The sequence below is a fragment of the Paraburkholderia sp. USG1 genome, assembly GCF_031570135.1.
GTDB lineage: Bacteria > Pseudomonadota > Gammaproteobacteria > Burkholderiales > Burkholderiaceae > Paraburkholderia > Paraburkholderia dioscoreae.
Map to the genome: position 1 here is coordinate 1 of NZ_JAMWXW010000032.1, position 22,092 is coordinate 22,092.

Here is a 22,092-nt window from a genome sequence, read left to right on the forward strand (position 1 = left end):
GTCAATCAATTCCTTCGGAATCGACGGCAACGCCGTCTGGGCCTCGGTGGCCGTCTTCGGTTTGCGTGGCATACATGCTCCTTGAGCTACATGTTATGCCTTACACACAAAATTTATGACAGGCCCCCCGGTGGTGCGGTATGTACCAAAACCGCCCGTGTACTCGTACACATACGTCACTTTCTCGTCCATACATGTCCCGTTTGCGTTACCGCTGCGTCTGACTTGGCCAATCGAGCGCTGCCAGCGGTTATGTCATTGCGATCCGATGAAGCGTTGGGGAAACATAAACTCATCTTCAGCTGAGTGACGCGGAAATCACCGTACTGAACAGCCATCTCGGTCAGCGTGCCGAACTTCACACGTCGACTCGAGCGGGAAATCGCTGGCAGATCAAGAAAAAAAGCCTGCCGCCCGAAGGGCGACAGGCGAAATCGAGGGGCGGGGTTGCTTCAGAGAGAAGCGCCCCCTCGAAAGACCGAAGCGAAGTTTAATCGGTTGATGCAGACGGAGGGTGTGCGTGGCGGACGGAGTCAAAATGTTGACTGAAGGGGACATGAGAAAGAGGCATAAGGTAGGAGCGACGAACACATTGGGGTGAGACGCCGGTCGCATAACCGTGGATGACCCACCGCTGTCCGTGGCGCAGATTGTCGGCATATCCGCCCGGGAAACGGTATCTCTGGCACGGGAGTTTATTCTAGGGAGTCCTGCCATTTCGGCGCAGCCTGTACCGGTCAGGCTTCAGACCTGATGACGACAACTGGCACGGCAGGAAGGCTAGGAGCGCATGCCAGGCCGGTTGCGAGCGGCCGCCCGCACGTGAACTTCACCTATTCATTCGATTCCAGCTGATCAATTTAATTTGATGAGGCTTTACATGCGGGGAATGAACGTCCATCTGTCCCGGCATGCACTCATCGAGCATTACTACATTTCGATGATGTGATCATGTGCGTTTGCTGATTTGCAAATACTAAATATGAATATAGCTTTTGAATAAATGGATTGTCCGGATGCGCGGCCTTAGAGAATGCTGTTCCAAAAAAATGGAATTCCTTGCGCTGAAGCGCACGATCTTGTATGTCGCCTAAAGGATTGATCATATCCGCCAACATATTGGTCGATTCGGCCAGAAAAAAATGTCGTAGACCATCCTTATGTACGATCAATCCCGATAATTAATCAGACTAAAAGCAAGTCGGAACGGACAACCAATTTCCGGGGAAAATCTGATGGGGTGGTCTTCAGTCGCTTATCGCAACAGCGCAATGGTACCTCACGTTTTGCCAGAGGCCGGTACCGCGAAACGCATCGGTATAGTTTTGTTCGGCGGCTTTGCCCTTCCTGAGGCGGCAGCGATCGCAGAGGTATTCCAGTCGGCGAATGCGCTCACAGAGGGCGGGCAGTACGGCAGGACGCGATATGACGTCAGTTTGTTGTCGGCAGCCGGGGGCAGGGTTGCGAGCTCTTCATTGGTGTTCGTCTGGACTGAGGGCATCGGAGTTCAGCGCGAATCGGAGCGCTTTCACGCCTTGTTCATAGCGGGTGGCGGAGGCGTAATTGATGCGCTACGCGACGAACACCTGATTGCCTGGCTTCGGCGGACGTATCGCCGCGGGGAACTGGTATTCCCGATCGGTGAAGGACGGGCGCTACTCGACGCCGCGGGGTTCGGGCAGGCGGCCAGTATCAGGCGCTACGGCGAACGCGCGGGCGAAATCGTGCGAACGGGCGCTGGCAATGGCTCCCCGGGCCTTTCTGTCAGTCCGTTTCGAGCCGCCATTGCGGTGATCGAGGAAGATTTCGGCGCCGAAATCGCGCGTCAGATCGCTGATTGGGTTGCGCCATCCACGGATACCCGGTTTACGGCGATTGTGCGCAAGAATGCCTCGGTCGGCGTGAGCGAGAAAATCAAGGTATCGGCAAAATGGCTGGAAGCGAATGGGCATCGCCATATTTCAATCGACGAGGCCGCGCAGATGGCAGGCATGAGCGAGCGTAATTTCCTCAGGCGTTTCAAGATTGAAATGGGTGTGACGCCGTCAGATTATCTGCTGTACGTGCGGCTTGATATGAGTTGTCGACTCCTTGTCGAAACCGATCTGCCCGTCGATAAGGTAGCTCGCCATTGCGGCATTGGATGTGGTGGTCGGCTGGCGAAACTCTTTCGCAAGCATCTAACGACAACGCCCACCGAGTATCGTATGAGCAAGCGGGTTTGAACGGAGAATTAAGTTTCTGGCTGCCTCGAATTCGTTAATTTGCCTGTAAAAAGAAGTTCGTATCGTTTATTTCGGGTGCATTCGGGTATTTTTCCACATCCGGAACTTGCTTGCGAAATTACCGGTAATCTGTATTGCTGAGGTCATTGCTAATAACCATAAAATTGCGGAAATTAACGGGTCGCGATCGGGATTGTCCGCGCCGCATGTTTTTTCACGATATCTCGGCGAGATTCACTGCCCGCGTACCGGAAAATTGGTAACCAGGCACATGTTCAGGTCATGTGGCGGCATTGACAATTACTTGAGAAAATCCCGGAATTCAAACTGAATTGACGGCTCGGAGCCGAAGGGAAGATCGGGGTGACGGTGAGTCCCGCCTCGTCGTTTCGGCTCGCGTGAGCGACGACTTCCGCGGAATCGGCGGTCTCGGCCGAACTACCGGTCTCAACGTCAAGCGTTGACCTTGGCGTACTTTGCCCTCGCGTGTTCCATCAACCGCGCCCGGCCCTGCGTGCCGATCAGTGGCGCTGGGATGATCTAACTGCGATTTGCCCATATTAATGACACTCGGAGTCCCTCATGCTAAAAGTTACAAAGGCAGTATTTCCGGTAGCGGGCCTTGGTACGCGATTTCTCCCTGCCACGAAGGCGAGCCCAAAGGAGATGCTGCCGATTGTGGATAAACCGCTCATTCAATACGCCGTCGAGGAGGCGATGGCCGCCGGCATCACCGAAATGATTTTCGTGACGGGCCGCAGCAAGCGCGCGATCGAAGATCATTTCGACAAGTCGTATGAGGTCGAGGCGGAACTGGAAGCGCGCGGCAAGGACAAGCTGCTGCAATTGGTACGCAGCATCAAGCCCAGCCATGTCGATTGTTTTTACGTGCGCCAGCCGGAGGCGCTCGGCCTCGGGCACGCGGTGCTGTGCGCGGAGAAGCTGGTAGGCGATAGCCCGTTCGCCGTGATTCTCGCGGATGACCTGCTATACGGCAGCCCTCCTGTTATGACGCAAATGATCGAGGTGTTCGATCACTACCATAGCTCGGTGATCGGCGTTGAGGAAATTCCGGCACAGGATACCAAATCGTACGGCATCGTCGACGGCAAGGAATGGGAGCAGTCGATCATCAAGATGTCGGGCATCGTGGAAAAGCCTGAGCCGAGCGCGGCTCCTTCAAACCTCGGTGTTGTGGGTCGATATGTGCTGAAGCCGCGCATTTTCAAACATCTGCGCACCATCAAGCCCGGCGCCGGTGGCGAACTCCAGTTGACGGATGCAATCGAGTCGCTGCTTGCCGATGAACAGGTACTGGCCTACAAGTACCGCGGCACGCGCTTTGATTGCGGCAGCAAAATCGGCTACCTGAAGGCCACGGTGGAGTTCGCGGTGCGGCATCCCGAGGTAGGTGTCGAGTTCCGTGAGTACCTCGAGGAGTATCTGTCTCTGCTGCCGATGTGAATGGGAGTGAAGGAACACGTCCATACGGCGGGAAGTCGAGTAGTTGTTCGGAATCCATAAAATAATTGCGATCACGTGCGCTGGCACGATTTCGCTATTTCTATCGCGTGTGGCGGTCGTCCGTGACCGCCAACCTATTATCCTATTCAGCCAGCCATCAGTTTTATGCGGATCGCTTGTGTACGATTTGCAGAAACGGCCCATATTTGGCCGTAGGAGGCCACTTATCTTCGGGGGACGGCTTGGATGGCAGGTTTCTTTTCCCGTGCTAGTCGCCATGCGACTCAGCATCAGATGTTGCATGAAGTTCGCGCAGTGAAACGCATCGGGATAGCCCTTTTCAATGGATTCGCGCTGCCGGAGGCAGCGACGGTAGTGGAAATCTTTCGGTCGGCCAATGCGTTCTGTACGTCCATGCGAATTGGTGCCCCGCTCTACGATATCTATTTGCTCTCGGTTGGCGGTGGAAGAATAGCGAGCTCATCGTCGGTATTCGTCTGGACCGACAGTATCGAATCACGCGGTTACGCGGATGAATTTCACGCACTCTTCATTGCCGGTGGCGCCGGCGTTCACAACATGCTGAGCGAGGAGCGTCTCATTGCATGGCTGCGCTGGCTCGACTTACGAAGCGAAAAGATTTTTCCCATCGCCGAAGGACAGTTGCTTCTGGATGCCGCTGAATTCGCGGATAAGTCCCACAAATTGCGCCGCAATGAAGGTGATCATACGGTTGCCCGGAGCGGCTTGAAAGTATCGGATACACAACGATCCAATACTCCGCTGCGCGCGGCACTGGCGATAATCGAAGAGGATCTCGGCGCAGAAGTCGCGCGCGAGATTACAGGGCTGGTCAGGCTGCGCTTCGAGGCGCAGTTTACCGGAGCGCCAAACAGGAATGTGTTCGGCGTGGTGAGCGAGAAGATTCAGTCTTCGGCGCAGTGGCTGGAGATGAATTGCGGCAGGGCAATCACGATTGAAGAAGCGGCGCAGTTCGTCGCGATGAGCGAGCGCAATTTCCTGCGTCGCTTCAAGACGGAAATGGGCGTGACGCCGTCAGACTATCTTCTGTACGTTCGCATCGATAAATGCTGCCGCCTTCTGTCGGAAACTGATCTGCCCGTCGACAAGATCGCGCGGCGCTGCGGCATGGGCAGCGGGGGCCAGCTCTCGAAAGTATTTCGCCGCTATCTTGGCGTCACGCCTACCGAGTATCGCGCGAGCAAGCGCTCTTCCAAGCCGGCCTGAGGAGATCATGCCGCCGCTCGGGATGGCTGCGGTTGGAAGACCTTTAATCGGTCGACGTGGAAGACCCTTGCTGCGCGAATGGCGGCTTCTGTCGGTACACTTCGGCCATGCTGAAACGGGTGCCCACCGAATCGCGCTCCGATGTGATCGGCGCCGTATTCAGATCCCACTCAATGGCGATATCCGGGTCGTCCCACTGCAGGGTGCGTTCGTGCTCCGTCAAACCGCGCTCGGTGGTTTTGCACAGAACTTCTGCCACGTCCGACAGCACGAGAAAACCGTGTGCGAAACCGGGCGGAACCCATAGCTGACGACAGTTGGCGGCCGAAAGCCGCGTGCTGATATAGCGACCGAACGTGGGCGACCAGCGGCGCAAGTCAACCGCAACGTTCGCCACTTCCCCGTTGACGACACGCACGAGCTTTCCCTGTGGCCGCTGAATCTGATAGTGCAGCCCGCACAATACGTTGTGCGGATAAACCGCATGGCGCTCCTGCACAAAACGATAGCCACGCGCTACGTGCTCCTCGAAGTCCTCCTGATCGAAGCTGTCAAACGAAACGCCGTGCGTGTCCGAAACAATGCGTGGCTCGATCAGTTTGACGTCGCGAATTGCCGTGTGCTTGACCTGGATTGCCATTGTGACGGATAGGATGAGGGATTGCGGACACCCTGCATGGTGTGCTGCGTGAGCCACGCCACTCATATTACAAGCGGCCGTTTATCCCTGAGCGCCAAAAGATTGGTGTGATACGCCATTTGCGTACTTCAACGAAGGCAACCGGTCCGATCGTGCGATGCAAGGCCGCGACGGGGACGGGGCCATCGTTCTCGTCCACGGATTTTCGACAGTCGGCGGAATCCTTCAATGTTTTGGCGGACCCGATCAGATCGTCCATAGGACTATGCGTCGCGTGATTGTAGATCCAGCGTGGCGTTAGACATGTACCGGTTGGCGGCGCATTGCGCCGGCTTCACGTGCTGCATGACGGGGGCGCCATGCTCATTTCCAGAAACACGCGAGCGCACGACCGCGTCGACTTAAGTCACCAATAATGAACCGGCTTCTCGAATTTGATCTTCAGGCGCGTACGGAACTGCTCGCCTATCTGGTTGCGTCGCAACTGGTCGTACGCCAGAAAACCGGCCAATGGCTGAGGCCTGAGCAGCTGGTCGAATCCACCCGACTCTGGCTGCGCCTGAATCGTCGTCGCGCCGACTGGCTGCAGCGCGTGACGCTGGCATGCCGTGCGCAACGGCTGGCCGAGCAGCTCGAGCGAACCTCGCGGGAAACGTGCGACGCTCGCAGTCTGGCGCGCATGTTCTTTGGTGGCGTGAGGTTGGACTTGCGCTCCCCGGCGGTGATCGAAATTTTCGTCACCTGTGTGGCCAATCTGCCGGGAGAGATCGTCTTTCACAGGCAGGGCGGCTGACATGAACGCGAATCCGCGCAAACGGAGTCACTCGTTGCGCGCCATATGCGTGACCCAGCTAATCCCACTGACTCGACATGTCCTAATCAAATTACGCCGACACTGATGCTTGCGCCGATCTTTTGACCTATCTCGTCGTGTCGCAATTGCTGAGGCATTCTCTAAGCGGAAAATGGCTGACGGTCGAGCGTGCCGTCGAATTCACGCATTTCTGGATGTATGTGAATGGCCCGCTTGATCTGCTGGCGCGCGTATCGTTGGCGAGCCGAACGGAAGCGCTCGCGGTGCAAATGCTGCGTGTGTCGAAACAGCTATTCGACGCAAAAACCCTGACGAACGCATTCGTCGATTCACGACATCTCGACTACCGGTCTCCGGCGGTGGCCGAAGTGTACCGAGTCTGCATGGTGCTCGTCATCTCAGGGCGCAGATCCCCTGAGCGCTGGATCGGGTGCGACGCGGATTAGGGCGGATGGATACTGGAGGAGTGTGAAACTTGTCCGGACTATGAATGAATTAGACGGATGCAGCCACGCGTTTGTCATGAAACGGGAAGTACCGGCCGGTACGCTTAAAGAACTTCAATCGCTGCTCCTAAGTTGGTGAAATATATGGCAACTCTTCTTTCCGTCCTCGCAAATCTCTGCTTCGGATGGGCGATCTTCTATGTGGTTTTCAGCGTTCTCTCCGCGTTGAAGGTCGGGCGGCGGCACTACCAGCCATTGATATTTCTCGAGTTCCACCCGCATCGTGCGCGTGGGAACTGGGAAGCATCGCGGGCGAAACTGATGTCGCGCTTGCGGCTATGGGCAATTCTCAGCGTGTTGATTGGGGTTGCGTCGCTTACCGCGTATCTGTTGCTCTCGTAAAGGCTGCAGCTCTGTGTTTGTTCCGGGGGTAAGTGCGTCGAAAAGGTCGCTCGACGCGGCTTCCGGCGACCTTCCGTTGTCCGCAATCGCCAATGAGATTGGCGTCGGTCGGCCAGATTGATGGCGTAGCCTGCTAGGGACTTTTGCGAAAACGCGCCGTGCACCAGGGGACGTTTGGCGATCCGGCGGACGGCGCAAAATGAATTTCCAATGAAGATGAGCAGACGCTTTTCTGACTTGGAAAAGAACAAGCGCTTCCCACTTCCAGAACGCAATTACTCGGGCGATTTCCGGTTCCTGCTGCTATTACGCGGCTGCGCGTGTCCGCTTCAGATGGGGCCTATTCCAGGCCGTAATTAGCGAGTGGGCTAAAACGCCAACATGTTGGCGTTTTCCGTCAGTCACATAAAGTCAGAAGACGGTCTATGTATGATGCACTGCAACTGAGGTCGACCTACTTGTTGCAGGTAAGCGACTTGTGCGAGATCCCGAATACGAATAGAAGAACACGATTTTTTGTTGGCAACACGAGTACCGGTATTGGATCGGGATACGTTTTCAGTAAAAGGTCGCGCGTAGATTCAAAAGCTCGTGTGGCTTTCAATTTGATTTCGCTCGTGCAATAGAAGGTAGAAGGGCGAAAGTCGGGAGTGGCTGGAGACGCCACGAATATCACATCGGTTCGGTCCACCACAGATGTTTTTATGGCGATGGACAAGTCCCTTTGGGAACCACGAGTGACCTCGTTGCTGGATCACGATGACCAGCAAGAAAGGGATTGCGGCATTGTTTTTTTTGATTCGGTTGCGCAACTGCTCATGTAACCGAGTTCATCTGAGTGGACCGTAATGAACGGTTGCGTGACATGAAATAAATAGCGCAGAGCAAGAAAATACTTTGCGAAGGCTGTTCAAGCTGGAACTACGAATAGGACTGCATATGGTGAACACCTCAACGGATGAAACTGTCGCGCATGCCGGCGACAACAAGGCGGTTTCGACGGAACAGGGGTTTTCGGCGGCGGCTGTCCGGCTCGTTCCGGTGGTACTGGCGGGCGGGGCCGGTTCACGGCTGTGGCCCATGTCGCGAGAACAGTATCCGAAGCAGCTGATTGACGTACTCGGTTCGGAATCGCTGCTGCAAGCCACCGTGCAGCGGATGAAGGGTTTCAACGCGCAGGGAAGATTGGTGGGTACACCGATTGTCGTCTGTGGAAACGAGCACCGTTTTGTGACGTTGGAGCAGTTGCGTGAACGGGGCGTCGAGGCGCGCATCGTGGTGGAACCGGCGCGCCGCGACACGGCACCTGCGCTGACGTTGGCAGCCACCACAGCGTGCGCGGACGGGGATGATGCGATCGTGCTGGTCATGCCGGCGGACCACGCGATCGTCGACGTCGCGGCTTTCCAGGCAGCCATCGCTCTGGCCGCGCAGCACGCCGAGCGGGGAGCTATCGTGGCGCTGGGCGTGCCGCCCACGCGTGCCGATACGGGCTTCGGCTATATCAAGCTCGGTGAGGAGATTAGCGGTGGAGCGCATCGCATTGAGCGTTTCGTCGAGAAGCCGGCTGCAGAACTCGCTGCTCAATACGTGGCGTCGGGCGAGTACTGGTGGAACAGCGGTATTTTCGTTCTGCGCGCGAGTGTGTGGCTTGCGACGCTCAAGCGGCTCCAGCCGGCAATGTACGACGCATGTCTGCAAGCGCAGGCGCGGGGCCACAGCGACGCTTCGTTTTTCCGGCCGGGCGAGGAAGCCTTCAGATCGTCCCCGGCCGACTCTATCGACTATGCGGTGATGGAACACCTCGGTTCGCAACAAGGCATCGCGGAGGGCGTCGTGGTGCCGCTCAGCGCGGGATGGTCCGACCTCGGTTCGTGGGACGCAGTCTGGGATGCGCTCGAAAAAGACGCCGACGGCAATGCTTCCCGCGGACGGGTCGTCTTCGAGGGCGCCACTTCCAGTTTCGCGCATTCGGAGAAGCGTCTGATCGCATGCGTTGGCGTGACCAACGTAGTGGTGGTCGAAACGGACGACGCCGTGCTGGTAGCAGACCGTTCCCGTGTTCAGGAAGTGAAGAGTGTAGTTAGCCGGATGCGGGCGTTGCAGGCGCCTGAAGCAGAGGTCCATCGCAAGGTGCGGCGTCCGTGGGGCTACTACGATTCGGTCGATCACGGTGAGCGCTTCCAGGTCAAGCGGATCGTGGTCAACCCCGGCGGTCGCCTTTCACTGCAGCGGCATCATCACCGCGCCGAGCATTGGATCGTAGTGAGCGGCACTGCCCTAGTTACGCGTGGTGCTGAAGAATTTCTACTGAGCGAGAACCAGTCGACGTTCATTCCATTGGGCGTGACGCATCGCCTCGAGAACCCGGGAAAGCTGCCGCTCGAATTGATCGAAGTGCAGTCCGGGTCATATCTCGGTGAAGACGACATTGTTCGGTTTGATGACACATACGGTCGGGCGTGACGCTTCGGCGGAGCACGCAGTCCATCTTCTGGCGGGGAAATCGGAACATGCTCGGAATACAGGGGTTGTTGGCGCGGCTTGTCGACGTGATTCTCATCGTGGCCGGCGCACTTCTGGCGTCGCACATCCGCTTTGAGGATCTTGCCCAGACCCGGGTGGATGGCGCGTTCATTACGTTTTCAGTCGCACTTGCTCTGGTGTCGTTCCCGGTGTTCGGCCTCTATGAATCGTGGCGCGGCCGCTCGTTGTTGCGTCTGAGCGGACAGGTTTCGTTGGCGTGGCTGCTGGTCCAGGCGGGCGGACTCGTGCTGATGTTCTCCGTGCATCACACGGATATGATCTCGCGGCTCTGGTTTATCTATTGGACCGCAACGAGCGCAGCAGGCTTGATCGGATCACGTCTGGTGCTGCATTCGGTGCTGCGTAGTGTGCGCCACGCTGGTATGAATTTGCGCGACGTCGCCGTGGTGGGCGGCGGGGTTCATTGCAAGGAAGTCGTGAGCAAGGTGCAGGCGTCTCCGGCGAGCGGATTTCGCATGTCCGCTCTATTCGAGGTTGGCGCGCGTGAAGTTTTCGCACCCAAAGGTATTCCGGTATTCGAAAACTTTGGAAAGTTCTCTGAATACGTTAGAAATAGCGCGATTAAAGAAATCTGGCTGGCATTGCCGTTGTCGGAAGCGCAGACCATGCTCCGTTTCGTGAATGAATTCCGTGAGGACCTCGTGAACATCCGTTTCATTCCGGATGTGCGCAGCATGGCGTTGTTCGACGCTGGCGTGGTGGACCTGATCGGCGCGCCGGCAATCAGCCTGGTTGCATCGCCGCTGCCCGCACGGGCAATGGTGCAGAAAGAGATCTTCGACCGTCTGTTCGCGGCGCTGGCGTTGCTCGCGTTGACGCCATTGCTGTTGATCATCGCGATCGCGGTGAAGTGCTCGTCGCGCGGTCCGGTCTTCTTTACGCAATATCGGAAGGGTGCCGACGGTCAGGTGTTCCGTATCTATAAGTTCCGGTCCATGCGTGCTCATGCCGAGAAAGCGGGCGTCGTCACACAGGCCACCAAGGGCGATCCGCGCATCACGCGAGTAGGTGCGCTTCTGCGCCGCACGAGTCTCGATGAACTGCCCCAGTTCTTTAATGTGCTGCGCGGAGAAATGTCGGTGGTCGGGCCGCGGCCCCATGCGATCGAGCATGACGAGATGTATCAAAAGGTTGTGGACGGCTACATCCATCGTTATCGGATAAAACCCGGCATTACCGGTTGGGCGCAGATAAACGGGTTCAGGGGAGAGACCGATCGACTCGAGAAAATGCAGAAGCGGGTCGAGCACGATCTCTACTATCTGCAGAACTGGTCGTTTGGTCTGGACATGCGAATCGTGATTGCGACGATGGTTAAAGGCTTGGCGAACAGCAACGCCTATTAACGAATCAGCAACGCGAGCGAGTTCCATATAAGTCCGCGCGTGAGCTTAAGTCGACGCACGGAAACATTATCCGCCGGGCGTGTGCGGGAACCGTGGCAGGGTTCCCGTGCCCGATAGCGCGGAAATCTACTGGTCAATCGAACCGCGGACCGAAAAAGGGCAGCGCAATTTTTCATACACGATTCACGGGGAGATCGTGCGATTTTGTTGCAGTCGACGCTGCCGCCGAATTCGAAATCAATGAAAAAGAATTTGAAGGATTATCTGATGGCATTATTGTGGAAGTGGGCCGGTGGCTGTAAAGGAACTGATTGCCGTCGCGGTTTTCAATTGCTGTCCGGACTGGCTGCAAGCGTCATTCTCTCGGCCTGCTCGGTCGCGCCTGGAATGCGAATGACGACACCTCCGACGCTACCGTTGACTAGTGGTGACGCACAGACTCCGCCGGTCGATCTCCAGGTTCCGATAGTCGACATCAATACCGCATTGATCAGGAAGATGCGCGATGAAGTCGGGCAACCGACCGCGGTCGAGAGCAACAAGCTTTTCGCCTACACCTCCGGATATACGCTCGGAGTGGGCGACGTACTGCAGATTACGGTTTGGGATCATCCTGAACTTGCAGTAGCGCAAGGCATGCAGCAGACCCAGACAAACATACAACGCAGTACGGATCCGGCGGCCGGTTTCGTTATCGAAAAAGACGGTACGGTTCGTTTTCCGTACGCCGGGAAGATTGTTGTCCGCGGCCTTCAGGTTGGTGAAGCCCAGGACCGGATTGCCGCGGCCTTGAAGCGCGTCTTCGAGAATCCACAGGTCACTGTCAGGGTTGCGTCCTACCGTGCCAAGGAGGTCTACGTCGACGGCCAGGTCAGAAGTCCGGGAGCCATATCCATAACGGACATCCCGATGACGCTCTACGAAGCGATCACTCGGGCAGGCGGCCTCGCAGACAGCGCTGACCAGAGCCGCATGATACTGGTGCGTGACGGTGTCTCCTATCAGATAGATCTCGCGAAGATGCTTGCTCGCGGAGAGAATCCCTCGAAAATCCTGATGCAGAACGGCGACCTGCTGCGGGTCGTCTCGCGCGACGAAAGCGGCGTCTACGTCATGGGCGAAGTCAATAAACCATCTACCGCTTATCCGTTGAGAAACGGCGCGCTGACGCTTAGCGAAGCGCTGGCGCAGGCGGGAAGCATCAACTCGAATTCTGCCGACGCTGCGCAACTCTTCGTAATACGCAGTTCGGGGGGCGCCAATCCCGAAGTCTTCCATCTGGACGCCCGCTCGCCCGTATCAATGATTCTGGCGAACGAGTTCCAATTGCAACCGAAGGACGTGGTGTATGTGGACGGCAGCGGGCTTGTCCGATTCAGCCGTGTTCTTAGCCTGCTCTTGCCGGCGATTAACGCGGGTCTAACCACGGCAATCGTGACGAAATGAGCGTCAATTCCATTCTGATCGTTTGCGAGGGGAATATCTGCCGAAGCCCTATGGCCGAGGCGCTGGCTAATGATCTGTTTCCACGGCTTCGCGTCAGCTCCGCCGGATTGAATGCGCTGATTGGAAGAAAGGCCGATCCGCTTGCCATGTCGGTCATGACGGAGCGAGGGCTCTGTCTGGAGAAGCACGTGGCGCGTCAACTCAGCTGGTCAATGGTGAAGGCCGCGGACATGATCCTGGTCATGTCCGCCGAGCAGAAGAAGAGGGTTGAGGACACTTACAGGTTCGCAACAGGACGAACTTATCGAGTGGGCCATTTCCAGCAATTCGACGTGGCTGACCCTTACCAGAGAGGCAGGGCCGAGTTTGAAAAAGCGTTTGCATCGATCGAAGCGGGCTTGAAGCGTTGGTCATACGCGCTGGAAGAACTGAACGTATAAATATAGGTAACAAATGGCTGCTAATCTACCCGCGTCGCTTGACGCCACCCGTGCCGATGACGACGTTTCGTTTGCCGATTACCTTTCGTTGATATACGAAGGGCGGTGGCTCATTGCGGGAATCATGGCGTTTGTGGTCGCGCTCAGTGTCATCTATGCCTTCGGCGCTCGTCCCATCTACGAAGCTAACATTCTGATTCAGGTCGAAGATTCCGACCTCTCCGAAAAGAATCTGCTGGGAGATCTCGCGCCGCTCCTGGACGCCAAATCTGCGACCACCGCTGAGATCGAACTTCTGCGATCACGACTTGTGGTGGGTTCCGCGGTTTCGAGTCTGAAGCTGTTTATCGAGGCTATGCCCCGGCATTTTCCGATCATCGGCGGGTGGGTCAGCAATCGCTACGAGAGCAGGATGTCGGCCAGCGAACCGACCGAGATCGCGCCTCCATTTCTTGGTCTGAGCCGCTTTGCCTGGGGCGGTGAGAGCATTCAGATCGATCAATTCGACGTTCCAAAGACATACTGGAAGAAAAAGTTCACGCTGGTGGCTACGGGTCGTGACTCTTATGTATTGAAGAGTTCGGGCGACGTCGTGCTCGAAGGAAAGTTGAATCGTGTCGCCAGAGGCCGGGTCGACGACGGCGAAGTCACGCTGCTCGTAGCTAAGCTGGCTGCTCGTCCGGGAACCGAGTTCATTCTCAAGCGCAGTTCGGAACTTCAGGCGGTGGAAGATCTTCAGGACGATCTCAAGATCGAAGAAAAGGGCAAGCAGTCCGGTATCCTCAGCGTCACCCTGAACGGACCGAATCCGAAGAAGACGAAAAGCATCCTGGATGCGGTGGCTAACGAGTACGTGACGCAAAACGTAGCGTTGAAGTCGGCGGAAGCACAACAAACCATTGAATTCCTCGACCGCCAACTGCCTCAGTTGAAGAGCCAGCTTGACGATGCCGAGGCCAAGTACAACCGTTTCAGAAACGAGAAAGGCACGGTCAATCTGAGTGAGGAAGCGAAACTCATATTGCAGCAATCCGTGGATTCGAACACGGCGCTTCTCGAACTGCAGCAAAGACGTCTGGAGTTGAGGCAGCGTTTCACGGAGGAGCACCCGAGTGTCGTTGCGCTTGACAAGCAGATCGCGGCTGCAAAAGGTCAAACCGAGTCGCTCGGCAGCAGAATCTCCGGCTTGCCCAACCTGGAGCAGGGCGCTTTGCGCCTGATGCGCGACGTTGCTGTCGATACCGATCTCTACACGGGCCTTCTGAACAGTGCACAGCAGCTTCGCGTCCTGAAGGCGGGCAAAGTCGGCAACGTGCGTGTGGTCGATTTTGCACAGGATTCGGAAGAGCCGATCAAGCCGAAGAAGGCTTTGGTGATCGCAATGGGTGTCGTGTTGGGCGCCATTTTCGGCGTGACGACTGCGTTCGTGCGGAAAGCGTTCTTTGGTGGCGTGGAGAGTGGTGATACGATTGAGCGCGCTACTGGTTTGCCCATTTTTGCAACGATTCCGCACAGCGACGAGCAGCGCGCGCTGGACGATGCCGTTCGTCAGCGTGTAAAGGGCTTTCATATTCTTGCTCACCGGAATCCCGCGGATACGACAGTTGAAAGTTTGCGCAGCCTGCGAACGGCAATTCAGTTCGCCATGCTCGAAGCTGAGGACAACGTCGCTATGGTCACGAGTCCGAGCCCTAGCGTGGGTAAATCGTTCATTGTCGCCAACCTCGCGACGATACTTGCTTCCTCCGGCAAGAAGGTGTTGCTAATAGATTGTGACCTGCGTCGTGGACACGTGCACGATTGCTTTGGTTTGGCACGCGAACCAGGAGTGAGTGACTTCATATTGGGCGAGATCAGTCTCGACAAGGTCATTCAGCGCGACGTTCTTCCCGGGCTCGATTTCATTTCGACCGGCACTGTGCCACCGAATCCGTCCGAGTTGCTGACCAATGCGAGATTCGCGGAAATGCTGCAGAAGCTGCGTACTTCATACGACATAGTGATCGTGGATAGTCCGCCAGTCCTCGCCGTGACGGATGCTGCGATTATCGGCAAGCATGCCGGGACGACACTTCTGGCGTTGCGCTATGCGCAGCACCCACTGCATGAAATCGTTGAGTCCGTTCGGCGACTGCAGCACGGCGGAGTTGCACTGAAAGGCGCATTGCTCAACGATCTGCCTCGCACCGCGCTCGGCTACGGCCGCAGATATGGACGGTACTACGCGTATGAATACGGGCAGCTAACGAAATGAACAAAATCCTGTCAATCAGCACGCGTCATCGCGACGGACAAAGTCCTGCGGCGAGCACGTCGACCGACGCTCATCACGTCGCAGTGGTCCTCGTGAATTATAAGAACGCCAGAGATACGTTGCGCTGTATCGAATCGCTTGGACAACTGGACTACGGCTCTTATTCCATTGTCGTTGTAGACAATTGCTCGGGCGACGGCTCCTATGAACGGTTCAAGGAGCTTGAGCCGTCGGTCAAGGTTATACGCTCGGACTCCAACGACGGTTTCGCCGCTGCATGCAATATGGCGATGAATGCATTGCGGGATTCCGCGGTCAAATACTTCTGGCTGCTGAACAACGACACCGTTGTTCGAAAAGACACGCTGTCAGAGCTCGTCGCGGTTGCTGAACAGAGTGACGCCATAGGCGCCGTCGGATCGCGGATCGTCGATCTGCACGATTCCGATAAGACGATCTGTGCCGGCGGCGGAGTAATCAGCCGTATTACCGGTCGATCCATGCACGTTGAAAATTTCACGGTCGACACCAAGCTGGACTACCTGTGTGGTGCAAGTTGCCTGATTCGCCGCGATGCATACGAAGACATCGGGCCGCTCTCGGAGAAATACTTTCTCTACTGGGAAGACGCTGATTACAGTTTTCGGCTGGCGAAAAAGAACTGGTCGATTTCGTTTGCCGACAAGTCGATCGTCATGCATGCGGAGTCGAACACGGTCGGTAAAGGAAGCCCTCGATTCGACTACTTCTTTTCTCGTGGCTCGGTCATTTTTCTCAGAAGCCATTTCAAATATCACTGGGTCGTTCCGCTACTCGTCTCCTTGTCGGGCAGGCTCGCTCGCCGTGTGATAAGGGGCAATTACGCGGGAGCCGTGGCAATTGCGACCGGAGTAGCACATGGCCTGTCAGGTCAACTTCGGCGTCCCAACTGACGAACCGCTATGGCAACCCTTGGAACATATACGGCACCGCGAAGGGCGCTCCCGCTAAGTTTGCTGTTGGCCTTGAGCGCGCTTTTTGCCGCGCTCGGCGCCCAGATTTATCCCGTTTTCGGAATCATCTGTTTGGTGACGATCGCGTGTTCGCTGTTGGAGGCGACCAGGAAGAACCTCGCCGGGCCGGCGTTCGTGATGCTCATTGTGTTTAGTCTTTACGTGCTGCCGCGCGCCGCCTTGGTGCTGCTAGGTGCGATCGACAAGTTCTCGGGTTTCGATCTGAGTGATGACAACCAGTGGATCATTGGAACGGTTCTATTTGTCTACGCGTTTTTGTCCGGGACCAAGCTTAGTGGGACCGACAGCGTTCCGCTTGGCGCACCGGCAAAGGGTTCGAAACTGGCGGTCATGATCAGTCTGTTCATGATCGCCTGTTCCATCCTGTTCTTTGTCAGCTATTTAAAGGCTGTTGGCGGGGTGCAAGGGCTGATCGCCAATTACAACGCAGAGACCTATTTTGCGGCAACTCAGGACGAGGTCGGTTCCGCGAGCAAGAACGGGTCGATTTACACGCTGATTTCGGGATTCACTATCGTAAGTGCAGCGCTGTTTACGTTGGAGAAATCGCGAAAAATGGTGATTTCCTATTCCGTTTTGTGCGGGATTTCGCTGGTGATGTCGGTCTGCTTCATCAAGCGCGAGTACGCGTTCGACGTATTGATGGCGATTATCGTCACGCTGGTTGCAAGAAAATCCGTGGTCAGGCTGCAAAGACTCGCACTAATCGGCTTTGCGGCTGCGGGAATGCTCTTCCTGCTGTTTCTAGTCAGATCCGGATTTCAGCCTGGCGACGCAGTTGTCGTTCCTTTGGCTCTACTCGACACGTCCGAGTTCTGGGTACTCGATCAGATCATGAACGTGTACCAGAACGGCATTGCATTGACTGATTATGACTATGGTTGGCTTCACCTCACGGCGTTCGTCTCGCCGTTCATGCCGTTCGACTCCTACGTGCCGCTCGACCACATTCTGGTTGAGCGATCAATGGGAATTTCCGGCTGGGGAATTCCGCCCACTATTTTCGGTTACGCCTTTCTCGTGTTCGGGTGGCTTGGCCTGATTCCATATGGGATTGCGCTCGGATACGTTATCGGCCGGGTTGATCGGTGGCTGAAGAGCAGAACGCGGAAACACTGGAGTTTCCTGAGCGCCTACATGATTTTCATCATGTACTGCTGGTTTCTGTTTAGAAACGGTGACCCGGTGTTGGCGGTGTTTTATACCAACCGGTACTTATTCCTGGTAATTTTCGTTGCCTTGATTGAGTGGGTGTTTAACCGTGGTTCCAGACGAATGGCTACCGCGAACTCGATGAGAGTGCGGATATGACGCGGCACTTCAACTCACTCTTTCGCCAGGCGCTGGGATCGAACGTCGCGATATTGGGGCTGAATTTTGGCAACGTGGCCCTTACGTCGCTGTTCGCCGGTTTAAGCACGCGCGGTGCCGTTACGGCGATCATGGCCTATCCGCCATTGTTAGCTTCGATATGCTGCTTTGGTCTTCATCTGGGTTTTGTGTACCTGACGCAACGATTCCCCGAGCGGGCGGAAAGTCTATTTAAATGTCTGATTGTCTGCGCCATTTTTTCCATCGGTGCGGGCACGCTCGTCAGCCTGACAATTGCGCCGTATATCGCCAGCAAAATTTCGGCCGACAAAACGCTGGTAACGATCTGGACAATCGTTCTGACCGATACGACGATCGTCTACGCGCTGTTTTCAGGAGCATGCCAAACGGAAAAGCTGTTCCACGTATTTAGTGTCTCGCGATTGATGTCGCCCGCCGTGACCGCAGTGGGCATTCTGGTTTTCGGTCTTTTCTCGGTGGTGGAAACGCAAGCTTATCTGGCTGCTTACGCCGCCGGATCGCTGGTAAGCAGTGCGTTCACGATAGTCGTCTGCGTCAAGGAATACAAAAATAGAGGGGTGCTGGCCCGCAAGGACGTTCGCGAACTGGGCCGCCTCGCGTCGCTGTACTGGATTGGCGATGTAATGAATATTCTGGTTTGGCAGGTGGACAAGATCGCGCTAATCGCACTGTCCATGCCGATGCGGGAAGTGGGTATCTATACGATCGTCGCAGCAATTGCGCGGGGTGTAGGCCAGATTCCAATTTCGTTGAGTCAGGTGCTTCTGGCAAAGGCAATCGGGAAATCAAGAAGCGCGGTTGTGGAACAAACCGCGGTTAATTTCCGATATATCACGGTTTTGTCCGTGCTGATGGCGGGTTGCCTGGCTCCGGTAATGCTGTCGTCGTTCTTTATCACGAACGTGGAGATTTCCCGATTCGTCAAGGTGCTGTGCATTCTGTCTATCGACTCCTGTGTGGCCGGAGGAAGCCTGATTGTTTCTCAGGCGTTCAGTGCGGTAGGCGAGCCGCATAAGGGGGCGATCCGCCAACTGGTGGGCGGCTTGTCCGCGATTGTATTTGCGTATTTTCTCGGGTTGCAGCTCGGAGTCGTGGGCGTTGCGACCGGGATTCTGATGTCCTCCGTTCTAAAACTCACCGTAGCGTGGGTGATGTTCAAGAGTGCTTTTGAGACGCGATCTGAAAATTGGATGCCTTCACGAACCGACTGGGGTGGGGCATTGGGTTTTTTCAAACGGGGTGGCTAAATGAATTCATTAAAATACAAACTGACGTCGTTGCTGGAAATTATTCCACAGGGCGAGCACATAATATTTGCCGACTATCCCGTTTACTTCAACATCGGGGACTTGCTGATATTTCAGGGGAGTGAGAATTTCTTCCGCGATAATAATATTTTGATCGATGACCGATTTAGTCTGAAGGAAAAATCGCAGCTTTCCAGACACACGGTTGGCGACAGAACGATTGTATTGCAGGGTGGGGGGAATTTCGGTGATCTTTATCCGTGGCATCAGTCGTTCCGCGAACACATCGTAAGTCAGTTTCGCGACAACAGGATTGTTCTGTTGCCGCAGACGATCCATTTTTCTGATATGGCCAGGGCCAGGGAATCGGCGGCAATTTTCAGAAGCCATAAAAATCTGCACATCTGCGTCAGAGACGAAAAAAGCTACCAATTTGCCGTGAATTTTCTGAGCGACAAAGTCTATTTGTTGCCGGATATGGCGCATTGGCTTTACGGATCATCGGCGTTCAAACCGGCAACGCGCGACGCCGCAAAAGGCACGCTCTGGCTGATTCGTGAAGACAAGGAGCAGCCGCAGACTTCACATGTTTCGGAATTGCCGGTTCACGGACGGGATTTCCAGGGCGACTGGAACGATTTGCAAAAATTTTCAGCGCCGTTTCTTGAGCAATGGTCGAGCAAATTTCATCGGGTTGCCGGGATGGCTCCGGTCAGGGTAGTTCGTCCGTGGAAAATGTACCTGCCGATGGTGCGCTCAATCATCGAGGCGAATGTGAATTTTTTCTCGAAATATGAGCGCGTCGTGACGTCCAGATTGCATGGGCACATTCTTGGCGCTTTGCTGGATAAGGAAATCGTTTTGATTGATAACTCGTACGGCAAGAATTCGGGTTATTACGAATGCTGGACGAAGGTGCTCCCCAATGTGGTTCTTTCTGCGAACGGAGCGTGAACCGTGCGAAAAGCATTCGTATTGCTCTGGGCCGAGATTTCCGTGGAGAACTGGAAGAAATCCTTCGAAGAAGGTATTCGGCCGGACAGGTCTCCCTATGGATATCATTATCTGGAGGAGTCTGGATTCGATGTGCTTTATTCGAAATCAGTTAAGGAAAACCACCTTTCCAGAATTATCAGGAAAAGTATCTCCAGAATCTTTCGTGCCGATCTTGTGCATGCGCTGAGAAATATCAGAGGCATGGCAAAGTCGGACTACATATTTACGCACACGGATAGAGAAACTTTCTCCGTTCTGCTGTTGAGAACGGTTTTCCCGTGGCTGATAAAAGCAAAGACCGTCTGCCAGATTATCTGGACCCCGGACCTGCTGAAACAGCAGAGTAAATTCGGCGCAAAGCTGCTGGGCGCCGTTTTGAGGAAGTCAGATCTGGTAATAACGTTGTCCAGCCAGAACCAGGACTGGCTGAATCAGCTCGATAGCCGGATCAACGCGAAGTCGGTGAAATTCGGCATTTGTCACGACAGCTTTTCGGCTGAGGCGCTCCCGGCTATACGGGACGATTCGGCGCTGAGAATTCTCGCAATCGGTAACGACGAACATCGCGACTGGAAGACGTTTTGTTCGGCTCTGTCCGACATGGGCGACGTGCGCGTCCGCGTGCTTAGCCGCACCTTCAGGAAATCGGTTGCGTCATGTCCAGACGATTGGGAAATAGAGTCCGCGAATTCGCTAAGTGAAGTGAAAAACGCGTATGCCTGGGCGGACCTCGTCGTGGTGCCGCTTAAAGGCAATATGCACGCGTCCGGCATTACATGCGTACTGGAGGCGGCGTTCCTCGGCGTGCCTGTTATTGCGGCAAATACCGGAGGGCTGACTGACTATTTCGACGAAGGCGAGGTGATGTACTACGAGACCGGTAGTGCCGAATCGCTTGGTTTGCAAGTCAGGAGATTTGCCACGGATGTCTCGGCGCGACGGAGTTATCAGCGTGCAGCGTTCGACCGTGCGCGCAACGAAACGCTGACCTCAAAAAACTACATTGACCAGCAAGTGAGTTTGATTCTGGCTCGAGATGCAATCGGGGGGACCTGATGAAAATAGTGCACGTGTGCGAGACCCTGAAGGGCGGCATCGAATCGTATCTGGCGGAGATTATTCCGTACCAGGTGGGTTTGTACGGGGCGGACAATATCCACATAATCGTCCCGCGCGATGGAGATGATGGGCGAAGGGAGTTTCACGACGCCGTTATCTGGGAATTCAGGAGACAGGGGCGTTCCTTCTCGACGATGCTGAATCTCTGCCTCGCGATTCTCCAGATCGTCAGGACACAAGCGCCGGATGTCATTCACCTGCACAGCTCTTTTGCCGGCGCCATTGGTCGCGTCGTATTGATGGCATTACGCAAGGAGACGAAGGTTATTTATTGTCCGCACGGTTGGTCGTATCTGCGCCAGGGTGCCGAACGTACGAACTGGCTGTGGAAGAAGATCGAAACGATGCTTGCGTTGGCGTGTAACAAGATCGTTTGCATCTCCAAACATGAGTACAACGCGGCACTCGATGCCGGCTTGCCGAAACAGAAGCTCGAACTGATCGTAAGCGGAATCTCCGATGTCGTCTCGGACGCCCCGCGGAATCAGGCTATGTCATCCGAAAACCGTGCAATACGCCTGTTATTCGTCGGTCGGCTGGATTACCAGAAGGGTGTCGATCTGTTGTTCAACGCGCTTCGATTGGCTGCGCGAAAAGATATCGAATTGACGCTGGTCGGGGAGGCGGTCGTCAATTCCGGCTGGTGGGCTCAGGTGCGTGGATCGTGTCCTGAGAATGTGCAGATCGTCGGCTGGCAGGAGCGAGACGCATTGCAGATTTTTTATGATCTCGCAGATGCTCTCGTGGTGCCTTCACGTTGGGAAGGATTTGGTCTCGTTGCCGTTGAGGCATTCAGAGCGGGCACGCCGGTGATATGCAATGTGGCGGGAGCGTTGCCGGATATCGTGGAACACGGGATTAGCGGATACCACCTCGATTTTGAAAATGAAGAGAACGCGGTGGCCTTCTTCTCGGACCTGAAGCTTGAAAACCTGACCCTCCTGAGACATGCAGCGCGCGAGCGCTATACCAGCGTTTTTAAATCGCAAGCGATGAACGAAAAAATGCTGCAGATGTATCAGGCGGTAATTCCGCACGCAGAGACGGTGGGCGCCGCGGGGTTCATGGAGTAGTTGGCCGGATTTATCGAGG

19 protein-coding genes are annotated in these 22,092 nt (G+C 55.6%); 17 read left to right on the forward strand and 2 right to left on the reverse strand.

Features of this window, described 5'->3' with window-relative positions; translation table 11 throughout:
- Nucleotides 1-1,235: 1,235 nt before the first annotated feature.
- The 3 genes from NE850_RS31500 to NE850_RS31510 all read left to right on the forward strand — a co-directional run bounded on the left by NE850_RS31500 (nucleotide 1,236) and on the right by NE850_RS31510 (nucleotide 4,937).
- On the forward strand, nucleotides 1,236-2,225 hold the full coding sequence (locus tag NE850_RS31500) for a helix-turn-helix domain-containing protein (RefSeq protein ID WP_310699841.1): 990 nt from the start codon (nucleotides 1,236-1,238) through the stop codon (nucleotides 2,223-2,225).
- A 582-nt stretch (nucleotides 2,226-2,807) separates the two neighbouring features.
- A complete protein-coding gene (gene galU / locus NE850_RS31505; RefSeq protein ID WP_007176973.1) occupies nucleotides 2,808-3,689 on the forward strand; it encodes a UTP--glucose-1-phosphate uridylyltransferase GalU in 882 nt (293 codons plus the stop codon).
- A 246-nt stretch (nucleotides 3,690-3,935) separates the two neighbouring features.
- Nucleotides 3,936-4,937 (forward strand): GlxA family transcriptional regulator, encoded by a 1,002-nt coding sequence (locus NE850_RS31510; protein ID WP_007176974.1) that lies wholly within the window; start codon nucleotides 3,936-3,938, stop codon nucleotides 4,935-4,937.
- A gap of 43 nt (nucleotides 4,938-4,980) precedes the next feature.
- On the opposite strand, the gene rfbC is transcribed toward NE850_RS31510, so the two are convergent.
- Together rfbC and NE850_RS31520 are read right to left on the reverse strand one after the other, a co-directional pair.
- The gene (gene rfbC / locus NE850_RS31515) at nucleotides 4,981-5,577 is read right to left on the reverse strand and encodes a dTDP-4-dehydrorhamnose 3,5-epimerase (protein WP_007176975.1); all 597 of its coding nucleotides are present in this window, start codon (nucleotides 5,575-5,577) and stop codon (nucleotides 4,981-4,983) included.
- A 67-nt stretch (nucleotides 5,578-5,644) separates the two neighbouring features.
- A complete protein-coding gene (locus NE850_RS31520; protein WP_310699842.1) occupies nucleotides 5,645-5,836 on the reverse strand; it encodes a hypothetical protein in 192 nt (63 codons plus the stop codon).
- A 156-nt stretch (nucleotides 5,837-5,992) separates the two neighbouring features.
- On the opposite strand from NE850_RS31520, the gene NE850_RS31525 reads away from it, so the two are divergent.
- From NE850_RS31525 to NE850_RS31590, 14 genes are all read left to right on the forward strand, one after another.
- Complete coding sequence (locus NE850_RS31525; RefSeq protein ID WP_007176976.1) at nucleotides 5,993-6,370, forward strand: hypothetical protein; 378 nt, start codon at nucleotides 5,993-5,995, stop codon at nucleotides 6,368-6,370.
- A gap of 122 nt (nucleotides 6,371-6,492) precedes the next feature.
- Nucleotides 6,493-6,837, forward strand: coding sequence for a hypothetical protein (locus tag NE850_RS31530; RefSeq protein ID WP_157187696.1), 345 nt, complete (start codon nucleotides 6,493-6,495; stop codon nucleotides 6,835-6,837).
- 144 nt (nucleotides 6,838-6,981) lie between these two features.
- Nucleotides 6,982-7,239, forward strand: a complete 258-nt coding sequence (locus tag NE850_RS31535; RefSeq protein WP_007176978.1) for a hypothetical protein — start codon at nucleotides 6,982-6,984, stop codon at nucleotides 7,237-7,239.
- Between the two features lie 939 nt (nucleotides 7,240-8,178).
- On the forward strand, nucleotides 8,179-9,705 hold the full coding sequence (locus NE850_RS31540; protein ID WP_310699843.1) for a mannose-1-phosphate guanylyltransferase/mannose-6-phosphate isomerase: 1,527 nt from the start codon (nucleotides 8,179-8,181) through the stop codon (nucleotides 9,703-9,705).
- A gap of 47 nt (nucleotides 9,706-9,752) precedes the next feature.
- The gene (locus tag NE850_RS31545; RefSeq protein WP_310699844.1) at nucleotides 9,753-11,132 is read left to right on the forward strand and encodes an undecaprenyl-phosphate glucose phosphotransferase; all 1,380 of its coding nucleotides are present in this window, start codon (nucleotides 9,753-9,755) and stop codon (nucleotides 11,130-11,132) included.
- Between the two features lie 387 nt (nucleotides 11,133-11,519).
- Nucleotides 11,520-12,578, forward strand: coding sequence for a polysaccharide biosynthesis/export family protein (locus NE850_RS31550; protein WP_035517147.1), 1,059 nt, complete (start codon nucleotides 11,520-11,522; stop codon nucleotides 12,576-12,578).
- Complete coding sequence (locus NE850_RS31555; RefSeq protein ID WP_007176982.1) at nucleotides 12,575-13,018, forward strand: low molecular weight protein-tyrosine-phosphatase; 444 nt, start codon at nucleotides 12,575-12,577, stop codon at nucleotides 13,016-13,018. Before NE850_RS31550 ends, NE850_RS31555 begins: the two co-directional genes overlap by 4 nt.
- 13 nt (nucleotides 13,019-13,031) lie before the next feature.
- Complete coding sequence (locus NE850_RS31560; RefSeq protein ID WP_310699845.1) at nucleotides 13,032-15,272, forward strand: polysaccharide biosynthesis tyrosine autokinase; 2,241 nt, start codon at nucleotides 13,032-13,034, stop codon at nucleotides 15,270-15,272.
- Entirely contained in the window at nucleotides 15,269-16,204 is a 936-nt protein-coding gene (locus NE850_RS31565; protein ID WP_007176984.1) for a glycosyltransferase family 2 protein, read from the forward strand. The genes NE850_RS31560 and NE850_RS31565 overlap by 4 nt, the downstream gene beginning before the upstream one ends.
- A 9-nt stretch (nucleotides 16,205-16,213) precedes the next feature.
- Entirely contained in the window at nucleotides 16,214-17,596 is a 1,383-nt protein-coding gene (locus NE850_RS31570) for an O-antigen polymerase (RefSeq protein WP_007176985.1), read from the forward strand.
- Nucleotides 17,593-18,885: a lipopolysaccharide biosynthesis protein gene (locus NE850_RS31575; RefSeq protein ID WP_007176986.1), complete on the forward strand. Its 1,293-nt coding sequence runs from the start codon at nucleotides 17,593-17,595 to the stop codon at nucleotides 18,883-18,885. The genes NE850_RS31570 and NE850_RS31575 overlap by 4 nt, the downstream gene beginning before the upstream one ends.
- Nucleotides 18,886-19,839 carry a polysaccharide pyruvyl transferase family protein gene (locus NE850_RS31580; protein WP_007176987.1) on the forward strand — a complete coding sequence of 318 codons (954 nt, stop codon included), beginning with the start codon at nucleotides 18,886-18,888 and terminating at the stop codon, nucleotides 19,837-19,839. It abuts the gene before it with no gap.
- A gap of 3 nt (nucleotides 19,840-19,842) precedes the next feature.
- Nucleotides 19,843-20,937, forward strand: coding sequence for a glycosyltransferase (locus NE850_RS31585; RefSeq protein ID WP_007176988.1), 1,095 nt, complete (start codon nucleotides 19,843-19,845; stop codon nucleotides 20,935-20,937).
- Nucleotides 20,937-22,073, forward strand: a complete 1,137-nt coding sequence (locus NE850_RS31590) for a glycosyltransferase (RefSeq protein ID WP_007176989.1) — start codon at nucleotides 20,937-20,939, stop codon at nucleotides 22,071-22,073. Before NE850_RS31585 ends, NE850_RS31590 begins: the two co-directional genes overlap by 1 nt.
- Nucleotides 22,074-22,092: the final 19 nt, after the last annotated feature.

Bases quoted from the DNA above. Each gene is read 5' to 3' on its own strand.
- NE850_RS31500 (WP_310699841.1), top strand. From the start codon at position 1,236: ATGGGGTGGTCTTCAGTCGCTTATCGCAACAGCGCAATGGTACCTCAC.
- galU (WP_007176973.1), top strand. From the start codon at position 2,808: ATGCTAAAAGTTACAAAGGCAGTATTTCCGGTAGCGGGCCTTGGTACG.
- NE850_RS31510 (WP_007176974.1), top strand. From the start codon at position 3,936: ATGGCAGGTTTCTTTTCCCGTGCTAGTCGCCATGCGACTCAGCATCAG.
- rfbC (WP_007176975.1), bottom strand. From the start codon at position 5,577: ATGGCAATCCAGGTCAAGCACACGGCAATTCGCGACGTCAAACTGATC.
- NE850_RS31520 (WP_310699842.1), bottom strand. From the start codon at position 5,836: ATGGACGATCTGATCGGGTCCGCCAAAACATTGAAGGATTCCGCCGAC.
- NE850_RS31525 (WP_007176976.1), top strand. From the start codon at position 5,993: ATGAACCGGCTTCTCGAATTTGATCTTCAGGCGCGTACGGAACTGCTC.
- NE850_RS31535 (WP_007176978.1), top strand. From the start codon at position 6,982: ATGGCAACTCTTCTTTCCGTCCTCGCAAATCTCTGCTTCGGATGGGCG.
- NE850_RS31540 (WP_310699843.1), top strand. From the start codon at position 8,179: ATGGTGAACACCTCAACGGATGAAACTGTCGCGCATGCCGGCGACAAC.
- NE850_RS31545 (WP_310699844.1), top strand. From the start codon at position 9,753: ATGCTCGGAATACAGGGGTTGTTGGCGCGGCTTGTCGACGTGATTCTC.
- NE850_RS31550 (WP_035517147.1), top strand. From the start codon at position 11,520: ATGCGAATGACGACACCTCCGACGCTACCGTTGACTAGTGGTGACGCA.
- NE850_RS31555 (WP_007176982.1), top strand. From the start codon at position 12,575: ATGAGCGTCAATTCCATTCTGATCGTTTGCGAGGGGAATATCTGCCGA.
- NE850_RS31560 (WP_310699845.1), top strand. From the start codon at position 13,032: ATGGCTGCTAATCTACCCGCGTCGCTTGACGCCACCCGTGCCGATGAC.
- NE850_RS31565 (WP_007176984.1), top strand. From the start codon at position 15,269: ATGAACAAAATCCTGTCAATCAGCACGCGTCATCGCGACGGACAAAGT.
- NE850_RS31570 (WP_007176985.1), top strand. From the start codon at position 16,214: ATGGCAACCCTTGGAACATATACGGCACCGCGAAGGGCGCTCCCGCTA.
- NE850_RS31575 (WP_007176986.1), top strand. From the start codon at position 17,593: ATGACGCGGCACTTCAACTCACTCTTTCGCCAGGCGCTGGGATCGAAC.
- NE850_RS31580 (WP_007176987.1), top strand. From the start codon at position 18,886: ATGAATTCATTAAAATACAAACTGACGTCGTTGCTGGAAATTATTCCA.
- NE850_RS31590 (WP_007176989.1), top strand. From the start codon at position 20,937: ATGAAAATAGTGCACGTGTGCGAGACCCTGAAGGGCGGCATCGAATCG.